This window comes from Mongoliibacter sp. (assembly GCF_007692705.1).
Lineage (GTDB): Bacteria > Bacteroidota > Bacteroidia > Cytophagales > Cyclobacteriaceae > Mongoliibacter.
Genome location: NZ_REBN01000201.1, coordinates 1 through 23,957 on the forward strand (window position 1 = coordinate 1; position 23,957 = coordinate 23,957).

A 23,957-nucleotide genomic window follows, 5' to 3' on the forward strand; every position below is an offset into this window, starting at 1 on the left:
GAATATTATTCTTTATAAGTTAATTTATTTGCTATAAAAGTATGTTTATATGGTAAATATCAATTTAATCAGAACTTTGACAAAGTTTTTTACCGCAGAATTAAAATAGATCAAGTTAACCCTAAACTAAATTTTATGAACAAAGTTTTACCAATGATGTTCGTGCTGTTTTTGGGACTTTCTTCTCTTCAGGAAGTATTCTCTCAGACACGCGTACTCTCTGGAACGGTTGTAGACCCTACTGGAGAACCTATTCCGGGTGTGAATATCCTGGATAAGCAAACCAACACCGGCTCTACCTCGGATATCGAAGGTAGATATTCAATTACTGTAAGAGACAATACAGTTTTATCATTTTCATTCATCGGATTTACTACACAAGAAATAGTAGTTGGGAACCGCAGTACTTTGGACGTGACACTCGAGGATGATATGTCAGACCTTGCTGAAGTTGTGGTCACATCTTTCGGTATGGAGAAGGATAAAAAGGCTCTTGGATTCTCAGTGACTCAAGTAAGTGGAGATAAGTTTACAGAATCCCGAGCTGTGAACCTCGGCAACGCATTGACAGGTAAAATTGCAGGTGTCAACGTTTCACCTCCAGCTTCAGGAGCAGCAGGATCCACTAGAGTGGTGATACGAGGAGGTTCTTCTCTTACCGGTAATGACCAACCACTTTATGTGGTAAACGGTATGCCGATTGAAACTGGAAATCTTGGAAGTGCAGGTATGTGGGGAGGAAATGACTCAGGAGATGGACTTGCTTCCATCAATCCCGATGATATTGAGAGTATATCTGTACTTAAAGGTAATGCAGCAGCTGCACTTTATGGTGCAAGAGCTGCCAATGGTGTGGTGTTGATCACAACCAAGTCAGGTAAGGCTAGAAAAGGAATCGGAGTTTCTTTAAATAGTAATGTGACATTTGATCGTGCGTGGGATCGCACTGATTTCCAAAGGGAATATGGGCCAGGAAGAGATGGAATTATGCCAGGAAGTGCCAATGAAGCCCGTGAAGTAGGAGTAGGACATTGGGGAGGTAGGTACACTGGTGCCAATTCTCCACAGTTTGATGGAGTTTCTAGACCTTATTCGCATACTGGAGAAGGGCTGAATGATTTTTACAGAACAGGTGTGACTGTTAATAATTCAGTTGCATTAAGTGGTGGAAATGAAAATGCCACTTACAGATTTGCTTATTCAGATCTAGTGAATGAAGATATTATGCCGAATGCCGGTTTTAAGAGGAAAGTACTCAATGTCAATATCAACAGTAAACTCGGGGAAAGATTGACTTTGGATTTCAGCGCTCAATACTCCAATCAATTGGGAAATAATAGACCAAGGTTGTCCGATTCTCCCGGTAATGCAAATTTTGCAGCAATCACAAGGCCGGGAAACTTACCATTTGACGCAATGAAAGGTCCTGGAGATAAATTAGGTGCTAGAGAAGATCTTTTTGAATTAGGCTATACAGACAATGTGTTCCTTACTAACCCTTATTGGGCCGCCTACCAATTTTCCAGACAAGATGTTACAGATCGGGTGCTGGGTAAATTTTCTTTGAGATATGACATCACAGATTGGCTTTACATTATGGGTAGAGCAGGTACTGACTTTCAATCCAGGACAGATGATACCTTTGAGGCCTATGGCACTGCTTATAAGCCAAGGGGTGATTATACCGTGATCAAGAGATCACTCAGAGAGGATAACCTAGATTTGTTTTTAGGTGCTCAGAAGGAAATTGGAGATTTTTCTATTGATGCAATGCTAGGTGCCAATAGAATGAGAAGAAGTTCAGAATCTTTATCAGGTGGTGGCAATGATTTGGTAGTGCCATTTTTCCATAGTGTAAGGAATGTAGCTGCACCTCAGGTTGGATATGGTTTTTCAGAGTGGGGTATCAATTCATTCTTCGGCTCTGCCAACTTTGGATACAAAAACTTCCTGTTCTTAAATATGACAGCAAGGCAGGATCAGTTTTCTACTTTAGCACCGGAAAACAGCAAATTGTTTTACCCATCGGTAGGGACAAGTTTTGTTCTGAGTGATGTGCTAGAAATGCCAAATTTCATCACTTTTACAAAGTTTAGAGCATCTTGGGGACAAACAGGTGGAGGAGCACCCAATCCATATGCGCTTAACCTGACCTATGGTCTTGTTGGCGCCGGACACCTTGGAGGAAGTTTGGGCCAAATCAATAATGGCTCAATTCCTAATTTAGGACTACAACCATATTTATCTACAGAATATGAATTTGGCTTTGATTTCAGATTTTTCAATAATAAAGTTGGTTTAGATGTCGCTTATTATGATCGTAACACCACAAATGATATCCTTGCTACAGGAATATCTGCTACATCAGGGTTCCCTTCTACGATAATCAATATTGGTGAATTGAGAAATAGGGGAGTTGAATTGTTATTAAATGTCAATCCAATCAAAACGAGAGATTTTAGCTGGGATTTCTCACTGAATTATGCCAATAACCAAAGTTTGGTATTAAGCTTAGGTAATAATGCCGCCGGAGATCCTATAGAATTTATCAATTTGGATGAGTCCAGAAGACAAAGGGAAAGGATAAGACATATTGTAGGAGAGCCTTTAGGTATGATTGCTGGATTCAAACATTTAATGATAGATGGTCAAAAAGTGTATGATGATGACGGCTTGCCGGTTTGGACAGACGGACTTGAAACTTTAGCTGAAGGTAGACATCCTGTATCAGCAGGTTTGTCAAATAATTTCACCTACAAAGGCTTCAGACTTATGGTTTTGATTGACATGAGGTATGGAGGTAGTATTATGTCTGGTACAAACGCTTTAGCCTATGCAAATGGTCTCCATAAAGAGACTTTGGTAGGGAGAGAAAGTGGATTGACTATCAATGGTGTTGATAGGAATGGAGAGGCCAGAACTTGGAATATACCAGCTGTTGCAGGAGATAATGAGAATTATTGGATCGATAATTATTACTCTAGGTATGCTATGGTTACTGAGAATGTTGTCTATGATGCTTCCTTCATTCAATTAAGGGAATTATCATTTGGTTATTCACTTCCAAATAGCATTCTGGCTAAGACCCCATTTGAAGCAGCTTCAATTTCAGTTGTTGGAAGAAACTTGGCTTTACTTTGGTCAAATGTTCCTAATATCCACCCAGAGTCAGGATATACGGTATCAGGCAATGCACAAGGTCTTGAATACTTCGCGATGCCTTTGACTAGAAATCTAGGATTCAATATTAATCTTAATTTCTAAGCTGGATTATTTAAAAAATTAAACTTGATAAAAATGAAAGCTATACATAAAATAACAGGCTTATTCCTGGCACTCATGTTAGTGTTCTCATCATGTGATGAAGATGCTCTTTTAGACTTGAATATTGATCCCAACGCCGCTACGGAGATGGATGATCAATACCTGTTCTCTTTAGCCACTTTGAGGATAGCCGGAGAATATGAAAATACGAGGGCAAATATGCTCTATGCAGCACCTGCCATTCAACATACTTCTTCATTAGCAGCCTTCTTCAGTGGAGATAAATATTTCTATAATGCCCAATACAGTGGCGCATATATGGAAACACACTACACTGGTGTTATTCGCTTATTGGCACATGTTATTGCAAATACTAGAGATGACGCCAACGAAGCAAACGTAAATGCAGCTGCATCTGTCTTGAGAGTTTTTGACTTACATAGAATGACGGATTTATACGGCGATGTACCTTATTTCCAAGCTGGGAGGGGATTGGAAAGTGAAGATAACTGGTTCCCTGCTTATGACAATCAAAGGGATATCTACTATGATATGGTGGAAGAACTGAAAGCAGCAAGAGATAGGTTCAGTAGCTCAGCTAGAGGATTGGGTAATCAGGATTTTATCTATGGAGGAAATATAGATCAGTGGAGAAAGTTTGCCAATGCGCTTTTGATGAGAATATCAATGCGTATGAGTAATGTGGACCCTGAGAAGGCCAGGCAAGTATTCACCGAAGCTGCTGGAAATGGAACTTTTACATCAATTTCAGATAATGCCATCATTAAATTTGATACAGGACCAATTGGTGTAAACAGAAACGGGTTGAACGATGGTTATTGGAATACCTACAAGTATTCACGTTTTGCAAAAGTGAGTAAAACATTTATTGATTGGATGAAAGAAAATAATGATCCTAGGTTAATGATAGTCTCAGGAGGTATAGGTGACCCAGATGCAGATCCAAGTACTTGGAATACGGATCCTGATGCACAAAGAGGAATGCCTAATGGATATAACTCTACGACCATCAAAAATGTCTTGCCAGCATCAGAGCATGCGCTCTTTGATGAAGTAGGAAATAGGATGTTTTCCATGTTAAATCTTAAATACATGGATTGGGAAGATCCATATTTCTTGATCACGTATGCTGAGACTGAGCTTATGAAGGCAGAGGCTGCTGTAAAAGGTTGGATTGGTTCAGATGCAAGTGGACACTTTGAAAATGGTGTTGCTGGAGCAATCAATTATTGGACAGCTTTTGATGATTCTTTTGCTAGGAGTGCCAGTGAAGTTGAGGCATATATTCAAGGAAGAGGCTTCGCTTCTGCTTCAAATGAAGATAAACTAAGACTCATTGCTGAGGAGTACTGGGCAGCTACCTGGTTGAATGATATTGAATCATGGTCTAACTGGAGAAGAACAGGCTATCCTGTACTGGAACCTACTCAAGATCCAAATAGGTTTGAGGCTAATGAAATTCCAAGAAGGCTTAGGTACTGGGAGGCTGAAATTGGAGCCAATCCGCAGGAATATGAGCTAGCCAGAGCCAGAATGGGAGGAGACTTCCTAATGACTAAGGTTTGGTGGGATGGAGGTAATTGATATTGACATTATTTAAAATTTTAAAAGGTGCTCTTGGGCACCTTTTTTATTCTAATTCAACTATGAACATGCATAAAAATAAAATCATTGTCTTTCTTTTAGTTAGCTTTATCTCTTTTTCTTGCTCCAAATCACAGGTAGCTGTGCAACCAATAGAGAAAGAATCAAAGAAAAAAATAATTGGTTATGTGGCTGGCTGGAAAGGGGTAGATACTGCTCAAATACAAGCAGAAAAACTTACTCATATAAATTACGCATTTGCTAATGTCATCGATGGCTTGGTAACTGAAGGTGAGGGGAGATTTGAGCAGGATACCGAAAACATCAAAAGGCTTCATTCATTAAAATCAAAAAATCCCGATTTAAAAATTTTGATTTCAATTGGAGGATGGACTTGGTCGAAAGGTTTTTCCGATGCAGTCTTGACTTCAGACTCCCGAAAGGAGTTTACCAAATCAGCAATTGAATATTTAATCAGACATGATTTGGATGGTCTGGACTTCGATTGGGAGTATCCTGGAATGCAGGGAGATGGAAACGTATACAGAGTGGAGGACAAAGATAACTTTGTATTCATGCTCCAATCTGTCAGGCAGGCTTTGGATAGCTTGGAGGGTGTGACAGGTAAATATTACCTCAACACTATCGCTTCAGCGGGCTTCAAATCCTACTTGGATGTCAATGACCTTGAGAGTGCTTCAAGATACTTAGATTTCATAAATATAATGTCTTATGATTTTGTTGGCCCCGGAACTGATACCACAGCACATCATACAAACCTTCACAACCGCTTGGAAAACGGAAGGTCAGCCGCTCAGGCAGTTTTTGATCATGTGGAAGCAGGTGTTCCAATTGAAAAACTCGTTATGGGAATAGCTTTTTATGGAAAAAGCTGGAAAAATGTCAATCCTGAAAATAATGGTCTCTATCAAGTAGGTGACTGGAATAGAACATTCCCTTACAAGGATATCCTAAACCTTAAAGCTCAAAATAACTTCCAAAGGTTTTGGGATGATGAATCAAAAGCTCCTTTTTTATGGAATTCTGATGAAAATATTTTTGTGTCATATGAAGACCCGGAATCCATTGCTGCAAAAGTAGGATTCATAAAAAATAATAATTTAGGCGGTGCTATGTTTTGGGAGTACAATGAGGATTCGGAAGATAGGATTTTATTGAATGCCATTTACCAAGAAATGTACAAGCCTTAAAGTCCAAGCCTTTGACTTTAATCAATTAAAGCCCCATATTGCTTTACTAAGCGAATGGGGTTTTAATAATTTATGGCAAAAAAAAGAGTTTCGATTAAGGATATTGCAAAGGCTCTCGGGGTATCTATTACTACTGTTTCATTCATTATCAATGGAAAGGCCAGAGAGCAACGAATCAGTGATGAAGTCATTTTAAAAGTAAAAAATTATATTAAAGAAGTTGGATATAAGCCAAGCCATGTAGCACAAAGTCTGAGACTTGGGAAATCAAAAATTATTGTTTTCATGGCTGAAGATATATCCAATCAGTTTTTTTCATCCATTGCAAGGTTTATTGAAGAAAAGGCGTACAAAAATGGTTATAAAATAATTTATTGTAGTACAGATAATGATACTGAAAAAGCAAAGGAATTGATTTCAACATTTCAAATGAGAAATGTAGATGGCTTCATCATTACACCCACACCAAATATTGAGGAATCCATTCAAGACTTAATCAAGGAGGAATTTCCAGTAGTACTTTTCGACAGGTGGTTGCCCAAGGTAGATTGTAGTCATGTGATTGTCGAAAATAGAAAGAGTGCTTTTGAGGGTGCCCAACATTTAATCAATAAAGGATGTAAGAATTTGGCATTTGTAACTGTGCAATCATCACAAACTCAAATGGTGGATAGATCTTCAGGTTTCAAAGAGGCAGCTAGAAATGCAGATGTAACTTTTACTGAGTTTGAATTAAAGTTTCATAATCTTTCAGAGGTGGGGCCTTATGAAGAGTTGCTGGATTTTTTTAAATCCAGGGAAGAAATTGATGGTGTGTTTTTTGCAACTAATTATCTTGCATTCGAAGGATTACAGGCTTTAGATTCCTTGGGAAGAGAAATACCGGGTCATGTTAAAGTAGTCTCATTTGATGACCATTATTTTTTTAATTTGTATAAACCAAAAATCACGGCAATTGAGCAGCCTTTAGAATTGATTTCAGAAAAACTGATGGAAACCATGCTTTCTCATCTTGATGAGTTTACAGTCGGTTATACACCAAGAAAGGTAGTCCTTTCCAATACACTCAACGAAAGAGAATCTTCATGATACTTTTAATTAACAAATATGGTCAACCTTAAATGAGGATTTAATTATTTTTCATAATTTAGATAAAACCTTTTAGCATGCTGTTATAAACACTATGCAGAAGAGGTTTGATTAAACCCAAAGTAATTTTTAAGCATTATCAAGATGGCATATAGCAAAATTTTGGCTGGTGATATTGGCGGGTCACATATTTCTGTTGCACTGTTTGAAAAAACTGACAGTGGTACTTCACTTTTAAGAAGAGGTAGGAGAACAGTTAATTCCTTAGGAAGCAAGGATGAAATTTTATCTGAGTGGGTAGATCTGATTAAAGAATTCTTGAATTTTGAAGATGAAGTGGTGGTTGGCCTGGCAATACCTGCTCCATTTGATTATGAAAAGGGGGTTTTCTGGATTAAGGATCAAGGTAAATTTTTAAGTCTTTTTGGTATTGAATTGAAAAAGGAACTTTCCCAAAAACTACAAATCGCCCCTGAACTAATATATTTTGTCAATGATGCTGAGGCATTTTTGAGAGGTGAGAGTAATTATGGGAAAGGAGTTGGTTACGAAAATCTCTTTGGGATCACCTTGGGATCAGGTTTGGGTTCCTCCTTCAAAATTGGCAAAAAATACACTGACGCAGCTCTTTGGTCTGAATCTTTTAAAGATGGGATTGCAGAAGATTATTTAGGTACTGCTTGGTTTGTTAACTGGGCAGAAAAAAACCTTCAAAAAAAATATAGTGGTCTTAAAGAAATTATTGATGATGGATTAAAAGCCGAATCTTTAAAATCTTTATTTCAAGAATATGCAGAACACCTTGCTGAGTTTATCTATCACTATGATTTGAAATATAACTTTGATTATGTGGTGATTGGTGGGAATATCACCAAAGCAAAGCATCTATTTGGTATCGAAGTAAAAGAAAGTCTTAGGAATCTTGGATTTAACAAGTCAATAGGTTTCTCGGAAATGGGCGAACAATCAGCGCTTTATGGAGTGGTTGCAACATTGGAGACAGTAAATGAGAGTTTTTCAAAGCCCACAGTCTGATTGAATCTCACATCGTTGAATAATCAATATTCCAGGGTTGTTAACTCTTTAGATAAAGACTGTAAAATATAGCTTCCGATAGCTTTCCCTTGAAGGACACCCTCTTCAATTGCATCTCTAAAATGTATACCACCATAAAGTCTGGAAATTGCTGCTTCCTTAGCAGCTTCTTCGAAAGAATTGAAGTGTCTTTCCGGTAAGCCAAAATAAACCTCTGAGGTATCTAGGAAATCAAAATTATCACCAAAGTAATCAGTCAATATAACTGCGCTGGTGGTGGAAATCACTGAGTGTCCACTGGTGTATTCAGGAAAAGGAGGGGTTTGAAGCAATGGTCTCCATGAATTATCAAGGTACTTGTTGATAGCAGTTTCCGGTCTTATCCGGTCAGAATCATATTTCTCTTCCCAGCAGCTTACAAAGGCATCATGAATACCCATTGCTATCAAAGTATGGATGTAAAGGGTTTCTGACCAATTCAAATTAGCCTTTTGTGCTGCTATTCCGGTAATTCCTATCCAGTGTCCTCCTGGTGATATCTTTTTTATCCCGATGGCCATATGACCAGAGTATTGTACCATAAAAGGATTACAATCCCAGAAGTTAGCAATAAGCTTTTGTGTTTCAGTAAGTCTTGAAGTTACCTCATATACTTCTGTAAGTTGATCATAGAACAAACTGCTGGTATCTAATGAAAAAGCGGCAGGAGGAGATGGTTTATAGGGCTCAAGGTCTTTTATAAAAAATGTTTTTATTGTACGCCATTCGGGTTCCACTGCTGCCATATAGGCTGGAGGAGTGGGGTACCAGAAACCTTCCGCTTTTTTCGGGCTATATCGGATTAGTGTGCTCAATTTTGAATAGTTATCATTTTTCGCCAGGTCCAAAATCTTTTCGACAACTTGTAAGGCAAATGATTTACTTTTTGTAATTTCTTTCTTTTTAATCCATTTATTTTTATAAAAATCCCTTTCAAACTCAGACATCACCTCGGTTAAGGTCTCTCCGGAGGGCATGATTCTTCTTCCTACCTCCAACATTGCATATACAGAAGCAAAATGCGGATCTACCCCTTCGGTGTCATATGACCCTAGAGTGACGTCGTGATTGATTACAGTAAATAAATTTTTGTTATAATTGGCATCATTTAGAATTTCCCAAGCCAGGTGAGCAGCTAATGTCGGGTAGGCATAAAATCTTGCAGCCGCGGGAGGCGAGGCAACATCTGTAACCATTACCTCAGTTATTTTGAACAACTGATCAATGTAAATGTCTATTGGAGGTTTGTTTTCAGCCCTTAATTCTTTTTTACCAAAAGAAATTGTTACTAATATCAAAGCAATATAGCGGTAGAAGAAAGACATATGTCCTATTGAAAATCAAATATTTTTATTTCTTGGTTATTGATTCCAAAATAAAGTCTTTTTGGCTCTGAAGGCAAACTTAAAATAGACTTTACATCGCCTTTTATATTCAAGCCAGATACGGACTGTGGAATAAAGTTAAACTGACCTTGTCCATTTCCTTTAAATAGCTGGCCAAAACTGGCATCTATTACCCCCAATCTCAATCTAATTTGTGATTGATTTCCAGCCAATAAAAAATCTAAATTTCCATCATTATCATAATCGAACACCTGAATAGCATAAACTGGTGCGAACTGGGCCTCTATAGGAAGGTTGATAATTTCGAACCTACCTCCGTTATTTTTTAGCATCACTGTTCTTAATTCACTGGCATAAAGTTTATTGGTATTTTTAACAACATCTTTTCCAAGGATTTTTTCGATTCCAGCAGAAGCATAAGATTCATAATCTGTGAATTTACTCCTCATACTATACATCTGATCCAATAATTCATCCCTGCTTGGAAATGGATATTCTTTTCCTTGGTTGTAATAGGTCAAAATGGGATCGATCGAAGTATTGTCATCAAAGTCTCCATAATAAAGTGTTAGCGGCTCCTCTTTAGTAGGATGGAATTGTGAATTCAACCCAAAGTTACCTACAATGAAATCTGTATTTCCATCATTGGTAAAGTCTCCAGCCTCAATTTTTGTCCACCAGCCAGAGGGGCTATCAGAGAGGTATTTTTTGGTTTCATCCAAGAAATTAGTACCATTCTGGTTTTCTAAAAACATGATCGGAGTAAATTCCCCAACCATAATCAAATCTTCAAATCCATCTTGATTTAAGTCTATAGCAAAAGCATCTCTGATCATTCCCAACTTCCCACCTTGAGGTAAGAAATCGCTTGATTGATCAGTAAACTTTCCCGTACCATCATTGATCAAGAGATGACTTTTTGGTGTTTCAGGATATTTTCCTGGAATAAGTCTTCCTGCTACAAAAATGTCGGGGAAACCATCTCCATTGAAATCTGCACTGATTACCTTTGAAGCACTGCTTCTCAATTTGGGGATATTGGAATCATGAAGGGTTAAATTTCCTTTACCATCATTTAGATAAAGACGGTCTTGTAAGGATTCGTCTGTACTGAGATAGTCATGATAACCTCCACTTGCCAAGTATAAATCTAAATATCCATCTCCATTTGCATCAAAAAACAGCGCGTCAGCATCAGTAAATTCATCACTCGTCTCAAAGCCATCAAAAGGCCTCCATTCATTATTTTCAAAATAGAAAACTCTACCGGGGAATCCTTTAGAGCCGCCAATAAAAATTTCTTCTTTTCCATTTCCAGTAATGTCACCAGCCGCCATTATTGGGCCAAGATAGGAAGGCATTTCCAATAATAATGGTTGTCTTTTGAAATCATTAAATCCATATTCTTCGTGTGAGTAAGGAAGGGTTTTATCAGATGGGGAAAATACAACCCTGTTCTCATCTTTAATGGAAATATTATTTTTGGCCTCAGATGCTTCAATAGTAACCTGACTGTTAAGTTTTGGATTCAATACGCGGGATGATGTTCCACCAGGCCATGTAACGATTACAGAATCAACTCCAGTTATATTCCCTAAGCCAAAATGTATAACCTGAGAAACAGAAGACTGAAATCCCCTTATAGGCATTTGTTCTTGAAAATACTCTCCATTTTGAGTATAAACATGGATTTTACTTCCTATTCCAGTTGGATTTTGCGGATTTCCCTTTAGTTTTATTTTGAGGTAACGGTTGTCTTCATGGCCTGTATTTCTATAAATGGAAGCTGTTTGATTGATGTTGTTTACAATTAGATCCAGATTACCATCATTATCTAGGTCAGCGTAGACTGCCCCGCTTGAAAAATTTGGTTGGGCAATTCCAGCCTCTTTGGATTTATTTTCAAAACGAAGGTGACCTGTATTTTCAAAATAATAGTTTGCTATAGGAGTGGAACTCATTGAAGTTACCAATTCAAGAGTATCGGCTTTTTCACCGGCCACAGCAGATTTGAAGTAATAGTCTCCCTTATATTTGAGAAAGTCTCTGTTTGTATAATCCCGGTAATAACCATTGCTGACGAATAAATCTTTGTGCCCGCTATTGGTAGCATCAAAAAAAAGTGCTGACCATGACCAGTCGGTATTTGATATTCCAGCCAATTGGCCTATTTCACTGAATAACCCAGCCCCCTGATTCAGGTGTAGCATATTGCGCATGTTTTGATGGTAAAACCCTCTGTTTACCATTAGCGCGTATTGCTCATAATTTTCAGGCCCGTATAAAAGTTTTTGTCTTTTATTATCCTCGGGAAGCATATCTAAAGTAAAAATATCCACCAGGCCATCGTTGTTGATATCTGCGATATCCAAACCCATGGAGAAGTGAGATATATGCTGTAAATAAGTTGGGAGATGATCGGTAAATGTACCATCTCTATTATTGATATAAAGGTAATCAGGTTCTATGTAATCGTTACTGACATATAAATCTATCCACCCATCTCCGTTTATATCAGATGCAACTACTCCAAGTCCAAACCCCAAAGCGGTACTTTTGATGCCGGCCTCATCACTGATATCAATGTACTTCCCGTTATCATTTCTAAATAGCTTATCCCCTGCAAAAGGATGTTTTTTTTCTCTAGCTTCATCAAACTCGATCTCATTGATGACCTCAATGTGGTGATTTAGAAGAAATAAATCTAAATCACCGTCATTGTCATAATCAAAAAAGAGTGCTTGTGTGGAATTAGAGGGATCATCTAAACCGTATTCCTTTGCAGATTCTTTGAAAGTCAAGTCTCCCTGATTTATGTAAAGCTCATTTCTTCTGCTATCCAAGCTTCCATTTCCTGAATAACATACATAAATATCCAAGAAGCCGTCACCATTGATGTCGACTACACTAACTCCTGTAGTCCAAGATTTTTTACCTGCTACCCCTGCAGTTTTGGTGATGTCTTTAAAATTAAAGTTCCCGAGGTTTTGGTAAAGTTTATTGTCGGTCATATTACCGGTAAAAAAAATGTCTTCAAGCCCATTATTGTTAAAATCTCCTACAGCTACGCCTCCTCCATTATAGAAATATTCGTACGTAAGAATATTATTACTCCGATCTTCAGTTAACTTATTATTAAAGTTTATACCAGATTTCCTCGAAGGAATCGTTTCAAAAAGAGGCTTTTTTTTGTTTGAGTTTTGCTCAGACTGAAGTAGAGGTAGGAGAAATATGAATGGTACGAATAAGAAAACCAGTAAAGATTTCATGTTATATTCCTTTCTTCTTGATAAAGAGATTGTCTCCTAGGCTTGGAAAATCTCCTCAAATATTTTCTCGTTAACCACAGCTACACCTCCAAGAAGCCCTACCTCTTTCCCTAATTTGTAAATCAGTAGTTCTGTACTTTCTCTTGTTTTTGGCATACTGTATATATTCAACGCTTGTTGAATAGGGATGGTCAAGTATTGTTTTGCCTCTGCTACAGAACCGCCAAGTATTATCAATTCAGGATTTAAAAGCTGAATTAGGATTGAAATACCTCTCCCAAGGAAAAGACCGGCCTCAGAAAGTATAGTAATAGCCCTTTGATCACCAGTAAGCGCGGCTTCCACGACAAGGGTCGGTTCAATATCATTGTTGTTTTCCTTTACCATTCTAGCCAAAATAGAATCCTCGTCTAGCTGAATAGCTTCTTTTGCCATCTTTACAATGGCAGTTCCTGAAGCAACAGTTTCAAGACTGGTGTTTTTATTTATTGTACTATTGTCATGGCTCTCAAAAATAGGTGAGTGGCTAAACTCACCGGCAAATCCGGAAGCCCCATGGTAGAGTTTACCGTCTATTATGATTCCAATTCCAATACCCCAACCTATGAATATTCCCAATACATTTTTATATGATTCGTTATGTCCAAATTTAAATTCAGCTAAGGTCATTGCCCTGGCATCATTTTCTAAAAAAACCTGCCTTCCTAGCTTGTTTTCGAAATTTTCAACCAAACTCTTTTTTCCAAATTTCAGGTAAGTGTGGTTAATGCCATTTGCAGAATCAATTAGGCCAGGCATTGATATACCAATAGCGATTATTTTTTGATCATCTAATCCGGTGTCATCTTTATGTTGCAGTATGAAATCGCATATTTTCTCAAAAGTCTCCTTCTCATTGTTGAGTTGGATTTTCAAAACTGCTGGTTCTGAAACAGATTTATTTTGACTATTATATACTGAGACTCTTGTCCTAAATTTATTTATATCTACAGAAACGATATAAAACGAGTCATCCGCTAATCTGTAAAGATCAGGTTTTCTTCCTCCTTGAGATTCTGCCCTCCCATGTTTGATAATTTCACCAGAGCTCATGAGATCACCCAAAAGTGAATTGACAGTAGGTAAACTGATGCCTACTTCATTACACATTTCTCCGGCAGTGTTACTTCCTTTTGTGTAAAGATTTTTTATCAGTTTCAATTTATTGATGTAGCTCTTCATTTCTACTACACCACCGGTTTTTTCTAGCGATTTTTTTGGGTTGATCAGATTCATAAATAAAAATTTGAATCAAATAAGTAAATTTTTAGAGAATAATAAAAGAGCTTAAGTAAAAAAATAGAGGATATATCGAACTTTCTATCTGGAAATAGCTCTATTTTTTCTAGAACTCTTTAATTCTGTAAAAAAAATATAAGAAGAAAAAAAGCTACCCCTATTAGGGATAGCTTGTTTGATTTAATTATTGCCTCTTCCACCTCTGCTGGAAGATTGTCTGGAAGAAGTGCCAGAAGAAGAACTTCTGCTTGGCGCCGACCTGACAGAAGGAGAACTCTGTCTGCTTGGAGCACTACTCCTTACTGCCGGACTACTTTGCCTACTTGAGGAACCACTTCTGACTGTTGGGCTACTTTGTCTATTTGACGTCCCACTTCTGACGGCAGGGCTACTAGACCTATTATTGGATCCTGATCTTACAGCAGTATTATTTTGAGGCCTGCTATTTCTGGAATTTACAGATGGTGATTCCGTTCTTTGGTTAGTACCTGATTGTACCCTGGTACTGCTTCTAGTTCCAGGAGTGTTGATATTCTGATTATCCCTGCTATTGGTATTACCCAAAGTAGCATTTCGGCTATTATTTCTCGCATCAGGAGCAGCAGTTCTATTCTGCGGTTGTTGACCAGTTTGAGTCCTCGCTGCTTGACTATTAGCTCTCGTAGCCGAGCCTGCACTCCTTACTCCTTGAGTATTCTGATTACCCGAATTTGCACTATTGACTCTGCTTCTTGCGTCAGACCTTTTGAACTCTTCTGCCTTGATCGCTCTCTGTGGCCTAGCAGCTTCATTTGCTGATCTTGAGGAAGCAATTTGAGGTCTGTATACATTTAAGGAGTTATTGTTTAATGTTGCTCTACCGGGTCTGCTAGTTTCATTAACCTGATAAACTGGGATATTTGACCTGGTAGTTCTTTGAAGCTCATTTCCTGAAGGACCAGTATAGTATGTAGTATTGTTGTTTACATAGGTGTTGTTGATTATGGTAGTATTATTGTAAACATTTACCACATTATAGCTTGGTATAAAGTATCTATGGAAATACCTCGCTCTAAATCTTCTCTGAGGAAGGAATACCCAATGTCTAGCAGGCATGTAGATTCCAATATTTACATGCATTCCTGGTCCAAGTGGTGCCCATCCATAATAGCCTCCACCAGTTCTCCAGCTTACCCAAGCTGGTCCCCACTCATAACCAGGAACCCAAGCCCAACCATATAAATCGTCCCAGAACCATCTTCCGTAATGAAATGGAGCCCAGCCCCAATTATAATTGGAAACCCAAGTATTGCCAAAGTTGGTCATGGTCCAATAACCATTGGTAACGTAAGGCTGAAAATTATTATCTACATAAGGTACCCAGACATAACCGTGATTCGGATCCATTACCCAGTCTCCATAAGGAGCCAATTCATTATAGAATACCTGAAAAGAAACACTACCGTTGTAATGGTGACTTGCATGAGCCCTGTTCATCAGAGCGATGCCAATGCCTAGCATCAACACCATGCACATTCGATATAGGATTGTAGTTTTCATGATAGTAGGATTTTGTGCGTTTGGTTGATTTTACGCTAAAAAATGAAATTAAGTTTTGAAAAAATATTAAAAATAGTAATAAAAAATTAGCAAAACCGTTTTAGCAAATTTTTATATTGGGCCTATTTTTGGAATTTAACTTAATATAGACGGTGATTGTCAAGCAATTGGAAATGCTTCACTAGCTAAGTGGAAAATAATCTAAAAAAATAGCATCATAAATAGAAAAACCGGCTCAAGGCCGGTTTTAATTCTTTATTTTTTCTTTAAATCATCAATTTTATTGGCAACATCTTCTGCCTGTGCCATCAACTTGTCTGCTTCAGTCCTATTGCTGTGGGAAACTTTGTGAGATTTTTCAAGCAACTGCTTGTATTCCTCTTGAAGCTTTTCAATTTCTGTTTTTTTCTTAAATAGTCCGAACATATTTTCTTTTTAGGTATAACTCGAAATAGACCGTTTGGTTCAATTAATCAAAGGTATTAAACCTGATTTCATTTCTTAGCTCATCCTCTTCTGTTACTATTTCATCATCTTTAAAGTTGATGATTTGTTCTAATCGTCCATTCAAATTATAATATCTCCAAGGGCCTTCTTTTTTACCGTCTTCCATTTTACCCTCGGATGCTTTATTGCCATTTTCATGAAAATAAGTCCAAGTTCCTTCAGGTTTTCCCATTGTATAATTTCCTTCAGATTCTTTTTTTCCTGTGGTGTAATAGGTGATTCTCGTCCCATTTCCATCTTTCAAAGTTCCTTTATCCAATGTGGAAGTTCCATCATAAGTATTGTATTCTGTAACATTCATCAACCTGCCGTTACTCCATATCTCTTCTTGCGTAAGCTGTTTGTTATCGTAGAAAAGACCCCAAACACCATCTTCAAAACCAAGGAAATAACTTCCGACTGATTTCAATTGGCCTCCATCATAGTAGTATATCCATTGACTGTTTTCGGAGCCTAGGCTATATTCGCCTTCCGCTATTAGAATTCCTATTTTATTAAAGTACTTCCATAAACCAGTTTTCAGGTCGTTTCTATATTCTCCAATGGAATAAAGTGCCCCTTCAGGAAAATAATTTCTCCAAAGTCCATCTTTAACGCCACCCTTGTACTGACCCTTTACAGATACCTTTCCATTTGAATGGAATTCTTCATATTCTCCAATAGGTAAGCCCAGCTCGTATGTTTTTCTTTTTGATAAGTTTCGGTTAGGGAAGTATTCTTCCCATGTTCCCACAGGAATATCATTCTCATACCTTTCAATCCTGGCTTTCCTTCTGTTTTCGTAGAAAAATTTCCATTCACCGGTTTTGTTTCCTCTTTCATCATAATATTTTTCTGATTCAAGGACTTTAGTGCCTGGATAAAAAGCTTCCCATTTGCCAATCTTCCTTCCGTCTTTGTATTCACCTTTTTCTTCAACAATTTTATTAAATGAATACCTGGTAAAGGATCCATGAGGGCGATTGTCTTTATAATTAACAGAGACAATAAGATCACCTTCTACAGCAAATTCCTGATAGGTTCCCTGTTGAATACCTTTTTCAAAATTTTGGATAATAGCTGGTTCACCATTGTTATAATAGGTGACCCATCTTCCATCTTTCTTGCCTTCCACAAATTGGCCTTCGACCTTTATTTGCCTTGGATTGAAAAAGTCAGGTTGGCCTACTCTTCCGTAATATTCTTTATACGGTCCTATGGCGACACTGTCTTTGAATACACGGTCAAGTTTCATGGCTCCTGTAGAATCATATTCGCGAAAAATTCCATTCAGCTTGTTGTCCCTGTATTCAGCCTCCAGCTGTCTATTTCCGTTGCTATGAAAAACGATCGCCAAGCCATCCCTGCTTCCAGAGCGGAAGGTAATAGTTTGGATAAGTTTATTGGTTTTAGGGTTTTCAAATTTCCATAAGCCTTCCATCAGCCCGTTGTTCATTATTCCAGTACCCATCAGGGTGGAATCTGCATTATATATAGATACAACGTTGGAATTGGCTTGTCCCAATACATTCAAGCAAATGAAACAAAAGGACAGAATACCAAAAATATATTTCATATAAGGATCTTCTTTGTTTGAATTAGATTACGAAAACTTCGCAAGCCGGTTCTAAATTAGGTTAATTTGTCCAAAATAGAAAAACTTAAGCGGTAATATCAAATGCCTTTTCTATCTTAAATTCCAATAGTTTGACGTTAGCACTAAAATCTTCTTGTAAGGGTAGTTTCTCCCAAAAGACAATAATATTTCTGTGATTTCTTGTCTCGAACTGCTGAATAAATTTACAACTCTCATTTAATATTGCCTGATAATTAAAAGAATCACTACCTGTGTAGTAATTTTCAAAGTCTTTAGAATCAGAAATTTTTAAAAGGAATTCTTTTGCCTTTTGATGGCCAACATAAACAAAAATGTAAAAGCCATTACCGACCCAATTCAATATTCTGATGTTAAAACCAAATTCTTGATCGAAATCCCGTGCTAGGTCTAAAACCTGATAGGGAAATCCGTACAAGTTATATCCTTGGCTGATTTTATTCCCTTTGGTTTTTGTGAAATATTGTTTTTGAAAATCTTTTGGAAATCTATTGGATAACTCTTCAAAGATCTTGAATATAATTGACTTTTGCTCTTCATACTTTAAAAAGAAAGATTTTGAGCTATCCCAAAAATCAAGATCAATATTATTTTCGCAATTCATTACCAATTTAATAGTGCGGAGGCCCAGGTGAAGCCACTTCCGAAAGCTGCCAGACACAAGAGGTCACCTTCTTTAATTCGTCCCTGTTCCCATGCTTCACTGAGAGCTATTGGAATTGTTCCTGCTGTAGTATTTCCCAGGTGCATAATATTATTGAATACCTTTTCATCAGGAAGCCCCATTTTCTGTTGTATGTAATTGCTGATCCGAAGATTAGCCTGATGTGGTACTAGCAGATCTATTTCAGATTTATCTTTACCATTGGCATCCAAAGCTTCTTGAATCACTTCAGAAAACCGAACTACGGCATGCTTAAATACAGCATTGCCATTCATTTTTAAGAAGAAATCTCCTGCGTCAATCATCTCAGCGGAAATTCTCACTTCTCTGCTGCTTCCTGGATCGCTGCAATACAATTCCTCTGCATGATCACCATCAGCATGAAGATGTGTTGAAAGTATCCCTGATTTTTCTGAATCGCTCACTCCCAAAACTGCAGCACCTGCTCCATCAGCAAATATAACCGCACTGGACCTTCCTTCATCACTCTTGTCTAAGGCTGAAGACTGGATTTCGGCACCTACTACAAGAATGTTTTTGTACATACCGGTTTTGATGAACTGGTCGGCAATTGAAAGTGCATAAATAAATCCAGAACAGGCATTTCTTATATCTAATGCTCCAATTCCTTGGAGCCCGAGCTCTCTTTGAAGCAAGACACCGTTGCCAGGGAGGAAATAGTCTGGAGTAATAGTAGCAAATATGATAAAATCTATATCCGAAATCTGTAAACCCGACCTTTCTATGGCTATTTTTGATGCTGCCACGGACATACTGTTTACTGTGTCTTTGCCCGGAGTAAACCACCTTCTCTCTTGAATTCCGGTTCTTTCTACGATCCAATCATTATTGGTATTCATGATGGAAGAAAGATAATCATTTGTGATAATACGTTCTGGAACATAGTGTCCCACTCCTTTTATCTTGGATCTATTCATAAAATAAAGTTATTTGGGTCAAAAGAAGATGATGCTATGGTGCAAATATCTTATTTAATGCGATTAATCGCAAAATTTGATGTGGATGTACAAAATATCAGATTTTACCCGAGTTTTTCAATATCCAATACCGGTAAAGACCTGCTACAGACATCCAGCTAGGATTAGCATATTCATATACCTGAATCAAATCATTATCACAACCCTTATTCTTAAGCTGTTGTTGCGTGAATTCCATAAAAATTGGAATTACTTCCTTCTGATCAGTATTTTTCTCGAAATAAGGTTTGATCCAATTTGACCAGCTATCGAGTGTTTTTTCTAAATCATCTAAATGCTCTTCTATATCGACTATTTTTCCGAAATGCGTCAAGTATAAAGATTTTGGCTTTTCATTTTTGATAAGTTGAATGGAGTTTTTCCAATCTTCCAGATTGATATCAGGTGGTGGACATGGAGGTACAGCCGGTCCTTTGGAAATTTTTACCCCAGCAACATCGCCTGTGAAGATTTCTTCACCAATCAACCATGCAATATGATGGCTCGCATGCCCTGGAGTGTGTAATGCTTTGATTTCAATATCACCGATTTTCAGAATGGAACAATGGGGAACAGCTTCAAGTTGATTAATGGATATTGCTTCCATATTTCCCCAAAGATATTCCATCTGATCACCATAAATTTGTGCTGCTGAATGCCAAAGCTTAGATGGGTTTTCCAGATGGGGAACTCCTATAGGATGGACGTATATCTTAGCTCCTTCGGAAGCAAACTTCCAAGCTGCACCTGCATGGTCAAAATGAATATGGGTAAGCAATACATGCTTGATATCTGCTATTTCATACCCATAACTTTTGATTCCTTTTTCCAGTTGATCAAAGGTACTCGATGGGCCGGTTTCAATCAGAAATGGCCCATCTGAAGTTTCAATTAAGAAACTGGCAATTGCCTCTTCTGTATTTAAAAAATGTAAATCAATTATATTTATTTTCATCATTATCCGAATAGTGTATAGTTTCCGAATTGGTCCATAGGGGAGGTTTTTTTGATCAGGGAAGGATCATCATTTTTGATTTGATTGACTTGCTGCGATACTGTGTAGCTAATCATACTTTCAGTAGGATAAGTTTTCAGCATATTTAGCAAAGTGCTTTCTGAGGAGTATTTGTCAAGCCAGGTTTTTTCATCCTCGCGATGAAGGATCACAGGCATTCTGTCATGAATATCCTTAACCAAGGAATTGGGTTCTGTCGTGAGGATCAGAAAAGTATGTTTGGATTCTCCTGATTCATTTTCATACTCTTCCCAGATTCCGGCAAAGGCAAAAGGCTCGCCGCTATCAATTGTGAACCTGTGCGGGATCTTTGTTTTTTTCCCCACCTTTTTCCATTCATAAAATCCATCGGCAGGTATCAGACACCTTCTTGATTTAAATGAGGATTTAAATGAAGCTTTTTGGCTGACTGTTTCTGCTTTTGCATTTATAAATTTTTGAGATACGGGTTTGTTTTTTGCAAAATCAGGAGTTATTCCCCAATAAAAAAAGGAAAATCCTTTTGGGCTATCTGAGGTAATAACAGGTACCAATTGGGTTGGAGCAATATTGTACCTTGGTTGAAAACTCCCCAACATCTCTGCCTGAAACCTTTCTTCCAATTCAATTTTACTTTTGCTTAGAGAGTATCTACCGCACATGATTTCGAATGGTTTTCTGAAAATTACTGATCTATTGTGATAAATTCAAATGCCCGCTTTTCTGACCAATAGATGTCCTCTTTCTTTCTTGGGCTAAAACCTACATGGCCACCTGTTCTTGGAAAATCCATCCAGATATGCTCTAATTTTCGCCCAAGGGTTACAGGAAAGCATTTAGGACTCAGAAATGGGTCATTTTGCGCATTTAAAATCAATGATGGGACTTCTATTTTGTTCAAAAAACCCATAGAGGAGTTTTTAGTGTAATAATCATGGGCATCATCAAACCCGTGTAATGGACCCGTAAAGTGGTCATCAAAATCTTTCAGGGTCTTTATATTTCTGAGGATTCCTAATGGAATGTCATCAGGAAATTTTTGCGCTTTTAATACTACTTTTTGTTTTAGTGTTCGGAGAAACCTTTTTGCATAAATGATGTTTTCTCCAGTTGATATTTTGATAGAGGATGATTCTAGGTCCAAAGGAACACTGATGGCTACAGCCTTTTTTATTTTCTTTTTCCAGCGACTTGTTTCCCCAAGGTATTTTAAGGTCAAATTACCACCAAGACTAAACCCAATGAGGTAAATATCTTCATAACTTGTCTCTGCATGACTGACGACAGTATCCAAATCATATGTTGCACCTGAATGGTAGAATATAGGTTTGAGGTTCATTTCTTCGCTACATCCTCTATAATTCCAAGTCAAGACATCAAACCCGTTCAAAAAAAAATGTTTCGCCATTCCGGTCATGTAAGGCCTTCTGCTATTCCCCTCCAATCCGTGACTAATGATGACCAGTTTTTTGGATTTATTTTTCAACCAATCCAAATCTAAAAAGTCGCCATCAGGAGTTTTAACCCTTTCTCTTTCAAAAGGTAAGGGAAAAGCAGGCCTGAATATGCTTGGGATAATTGTTTGTAAGTGGCCATTGAATTGCCACCTCGGATGATCGTACTCAGTCTTTTTTACAATCGGCATTTGGAATCAAAATGGAGTAAGCAGGTGTTTTCGATCATGAAAATACTACTATTAAATTTGAATGTAGACATTTTAAGAACTATTTTTGGATTGCTTAAATTTTAGAATTGGATATTAATAACATATGGCCGAGATAATACGAATGCCCAAAATGAGTGACACCATGGAAGAAGGTGTTATTGCAGCGTGGTTGAAAAAAGTAGGAGATTCTGTAAAGCCTGGAGATATTTTAGCAGAGGTAGAAACCGATAAAGCTACCATGGAGCTTGAGTCTTATGAAGAAGGTACACTTTTACATATTGGTGTGGAAGAAAAAGATGCAGTACCTGTAAATGGCGTCATCGCTATCATTGGAGAAGAAGGGGAGGATATTGATGCTTTATTAAAAGATATTGAAAGTGGTGATTCCGGAAGTTCTGAGGATTCCAAAAAGGAGGATAAGAAAGAGGAAAAGCCAGCTGAATCTTCTGAGAAGGAAAAGTCAGACGATAAAAAAGAAACATCAAAGGAGGAAATAGATACCTCAGGAATCAATGCGACTCTCATCACCATGCCTAAAATGAGTGATACCATGACTGAAGGAACGATTGCTTCATGGTTGAAGAAAGAGGGCGATGATGTCAAGTCAGGTGACATCATTGCTGAAGTTGAAACAGATAAGGCTACCATGGAACTTGAATCTTATGAAGATGGTACTTTATTATATATAGGTGTTAAAACAGGGGATTCAGTAGATGTCGATGGGGTAATTGCCATTATTGGAGAAAAAGGAGCTGATTTCGAAACCTTACTAAAAGCACACAAATCAAAGTCCGAAGAATCTGAATCTTCTTCCAAGTCAGAAAAATCTGAAGATAAGAAAGAGGAGAAAATAGATGCCCCAAAGGCTGAAGAGAAAAAGGAAGAGTCAAAACCAGATTCCGGTTCTACAGCACCAAATACTACAGATGGAGGTCGTGTGAAAGCATCTCCACTGGCTAAAAAAATGGCCTCAGATAAAGGAATTGATATTTCCCTTTTGAAAGGTTCAGGAGAAAATGGACGGATCGTTAAAAGAGATATTGAAAATTATAATCCAGCTACAGCTCCGGCAGCCACTAGTGATAGAGCAGTGGCTCCAGCTATAGGACAGGAGTCTTACAAAGAAGAAAAAGTCTCTCAAATGCGTAAAATCATTGCCAAGAGACTTGCTGAAAGTAAATTCAACGCGCCACATTTTTACCTTACCATGGAAATCAATATGGATAAGGCCATTGAGGCGAGAAAAAGCATGAACGAGGTTTCACCTGTCAAGATTTCATTCAATGATATGGTGATCAAAGCATCAGCAGCAGCATTGCGTCAGCATCCTAAGGTGAACACAGCTTGGTTAGGAGACAAAATTAGGTACAATGAGCACATCCATATAGGTATGGCAGTGGCTGTAGAAGAAGGATTGCTTGTCCCTGTTATCAGATTTGCAGATACTAAGTCACTTTCTCAAATATCTAATGAAGCCAAGTCATTGGGAGGTAAAGCGAAAAATAAAGAATTGCAGCCTAAAGATTGGGAAGGAAATACTTTCACCATTTCCAATTTGGGAATGTTTGGAATTGAAGAGTTCACTGCTATCATCAATCCGCCAGACGCGTGTATCCTGGCTGTTGGAGGTATCAAAGAAACAGTGATTGTTAAAAACGGTCAAATGCAAATTGGGAATGTCATGAAAGTAACTCTGTCCTGTGACCATAGGGTGGTGGATGGAGCTGTAGGTTCTGCATTCTTACAGACACTAAAAGGACTGCTCGAAGATCCAGTGAGAATCTTGATTTAATCAGAAAAATAAAATATGTCAAAAAGTCCTGTTTACTCAGGACTTTTTTGTTTTTGTATGGTTATTGAACATGAAACACTTCACAAAA

17 protein-coding genes are annotated in these 23,957 nt (G+C 37.8%); 6 read left to right on the forward strand and 11 right to left on the reverse strand.

The window, feature by feature from the left end; all coding sequences use genetic code 11:
- The first annotated feature begins 135 nt into the window (after positions 1-135).
- The 5 genes from EA341_RS13845 (at position 136) to EA341_RS13865 (ending at position 8,204) form a co-directional block, all read left to right on the forward strand.
- A complete protein-coding gene (locus tag EA341_RS13845) occupies positions 136-3,264 on the forward strand; it encodes a SusC/RagA family TonB-linked outer membrane protein (protein ID WP_293015606.1) in 3,129 nt (1,042 codons plus the stop codon).
- Positions 3,265-3,297: 33 nt separating this feature from the next.
- The gene (locus EA341_RS13850; protein WP_293015607.1) at positions 3,298-4,869 is read left to right on the forward strand and encodes a SusD/RagB family nutrient-binding outer membrane lipoprotein; all 1,572 of its coding nucleotides are present in this window, start codon (positions 3,298-3,300) and stop codon (positions 4,867-4,869) included.
- 68 nt (positions 4,870-4,937) lie between these two features.
- Positions 4,938-6,080 carry a glycoside hydrolase family 18 protein gene (locus tag EA341_RS13855; protein ID WP_293015608.1) on the forward strand — a complete coding sequence of 381 codons (1,143 nt, stop codon included), beginning with the start codon at positions 4,938-4,940 and terminating at the stop codon, positions 6,078-6,080.
- Between the two features lie 72 nt (positions 6,081-6,152).
- Positions 6,153-7,169 carry a LacI family DNA-binding transcriptional regulator gene (locus EA341_RS13860; RefSeq protein ID WP_293015610.1) on the forward strand — a complete coding sequence of 339 codons (1,017 nt, stop codon included), beginning with the start codon at positions 6,153-6,155 and terminating at the stop codon, positions 7,167-7,169.
- A gap of 144 nt (positions 7,170-7,313) precedes the next feature.
- Positions 7,314-8,204, forward strand: a complete 891-nt coding sequence (locus tag EA341_RS13865) for an ROK family protein (protein ID WP_293015612.1) — start codon at positions 7,314-7,316, stop codon at positions 8,202-8,204.
- 23 nt (positions 8,205-8,227) lie between these two features.
- Here EA341_RS13865 and EA341_RS13870 read toward each other — a convergent pair whose 3' ends face one another.
- From EA341_RS13870 to EA341_RS13920, 11 genes are all read right to left on the reverse strand, one after another.
- Positions 8,228-9,568, reverse strand: a complete 1,341-nt coding sequence (locus EA341_RS13870) for a vanadium-dependent haloperoxidase (protein WP_293015613.1) — start codon at positions 9,566-9,568, stop codon at positions 8,228-8,230.
- 5 nt (positions 9,569-9,573) lie between these two features.
- Positions 9,574-12,858 (reverse strand): VCBS repeat-containing protein, encoded by a 3,285-nt coding sequence (locus EA341_RS13875; RefSeq protein ID WP_293015615.1) that lies wholly within the window; start codon positions 12,856-12,858, stop codon positions 9,574-9,576.
- A gap of 36 nt (positions 12,859-12,894) precedes the next feature.
- Positions 12,895-14,133, reverse strand: coding sequence for an ROK family protein (locus tag EA341_RS13880; protein ID WP_293015617.1), 1,239 nt, complete (start codon positions 14,131-14,133; stop codon positions 12,895-12,897).
- 183 nt (positions 14,134-14,316) lie between these two features.
- On the reverse strand, positions 14,317-15,675 hold the full coding sequence (locus EA341_RS13885; protein ID WP_293015618.1) for a DUF6600 domain-containing protein: 1,359 nt from the start codon (positions 15,673-15,675) through the stop codon (positions 14,317-14,319).
- A 255-nt stretch (positions 15,676-15,930) separates the two neighbouring features.
- Positions 15,931-16,101 carry a Lacal_2735 family protein gene (locus EA341_RS13890; protein WP_293015619.1) on the reverse strand — a complete coding sequence of 57 codons (171 nt, stop codon included), beginning with the start codon at positions 16,099-16,101 and terminating at the stop codon, positions 15,931-15,933.
- Between the two features lie 43 nt (positions 16,102-16,144).
- Positions 16,145-17,737: a toxin-antitoxin system YwqK family antitoxin gene (locus EA341_RS13895; protein ID WP_293015620.1), complete on the reverse strand. Its 1,593-nt coding sequence runs from the start codon at positions 17,735-17,737 to the stop codon at positions 16,145-16,147.
- Positions 17,738-17,822: 85 nt separating this feature from the next.
- Positions 17,823-18,380 (reverse strand): hypothetical protein, encoded by a 558-nt coding sequence (locus EA341_RS13900; protein WP_293015622.1) that lies wholly within the window; start codon positions 18,378-18,380, stop codon positions 17,823-17,825.
- Positions 18,380-19,378 (reverse strand): 3-oxoacyl-ACP synthase III family protein, encoded by a 999-nt coding sequence (locus EA341_RS13905; RefSeq protein WP_293015625.1) that lies wholly within the window; start codon positions 19,376-19,378, stop codon positions 18,380-18,382. Before EA341_RS13905 ends, EA341_RS13900 begins: the two co-directional genes overlap by 1 nt.
- Positions 19,379-19,475: 97 nt before the next feature.
- Positions 19,476-20,375 carry an MBL fold metallo-hydrolase gene (locus EA341_RS13910; RefSeq protein ID WP_293015627.1) on the reverse strand — a complete coding sequence of 300 codons (900 nt, stop codon included), beginning with the start codon at positions 20,373-20,375 and terminating at the stop codon, positions 19,476-19,478.
- Positions 20,375-21,073, reverse strand: a complete 699-nt coding sequence (locus EA341_RS13915) for an SOS response-associated peptidase (RefSeq protein ID WP_293015630.1) — start codon at positions 21,071-21,073, stop codon at positions 20,375-20,377. Before EA341_RS13915 ends, EA341_RS13910 begins: the two co-directional genes overlap by 1 nt.
- Positions 21,074-21,096: 23 nt before the next feature.
- Positions 21,097-22,056, reverse strand: a complete 960-nt coding sequence (locus EA341_RS13920) for an alpha/beta fold hydrolase (RefSeq protein ID WP_293015632.1) — start codon at positions 22,054-22,056, stop codon at positions 21,097-21,099.
- A 124-nt stretch (positions 22,057-22,180) separates the two neighbouring features.
- Here EA341_RS13920 and EA341_RS13925 point away from each other — a divergent pair, with 124 nt between their 5' ends.
- Positions 22,181-23,869, forward strand: coding sequence for a pyruvate dehydrogenase complex dihydrolipoamide acetyltransferase (locus EA341_RS13925; protein WP_293015634.1), 1,689 nt, complete (start codon positions 22,181-22,183; stop codon positions 23,867-23,869).
- Positions 23,870-23,957: the final 88 nt, after the last annotated feature.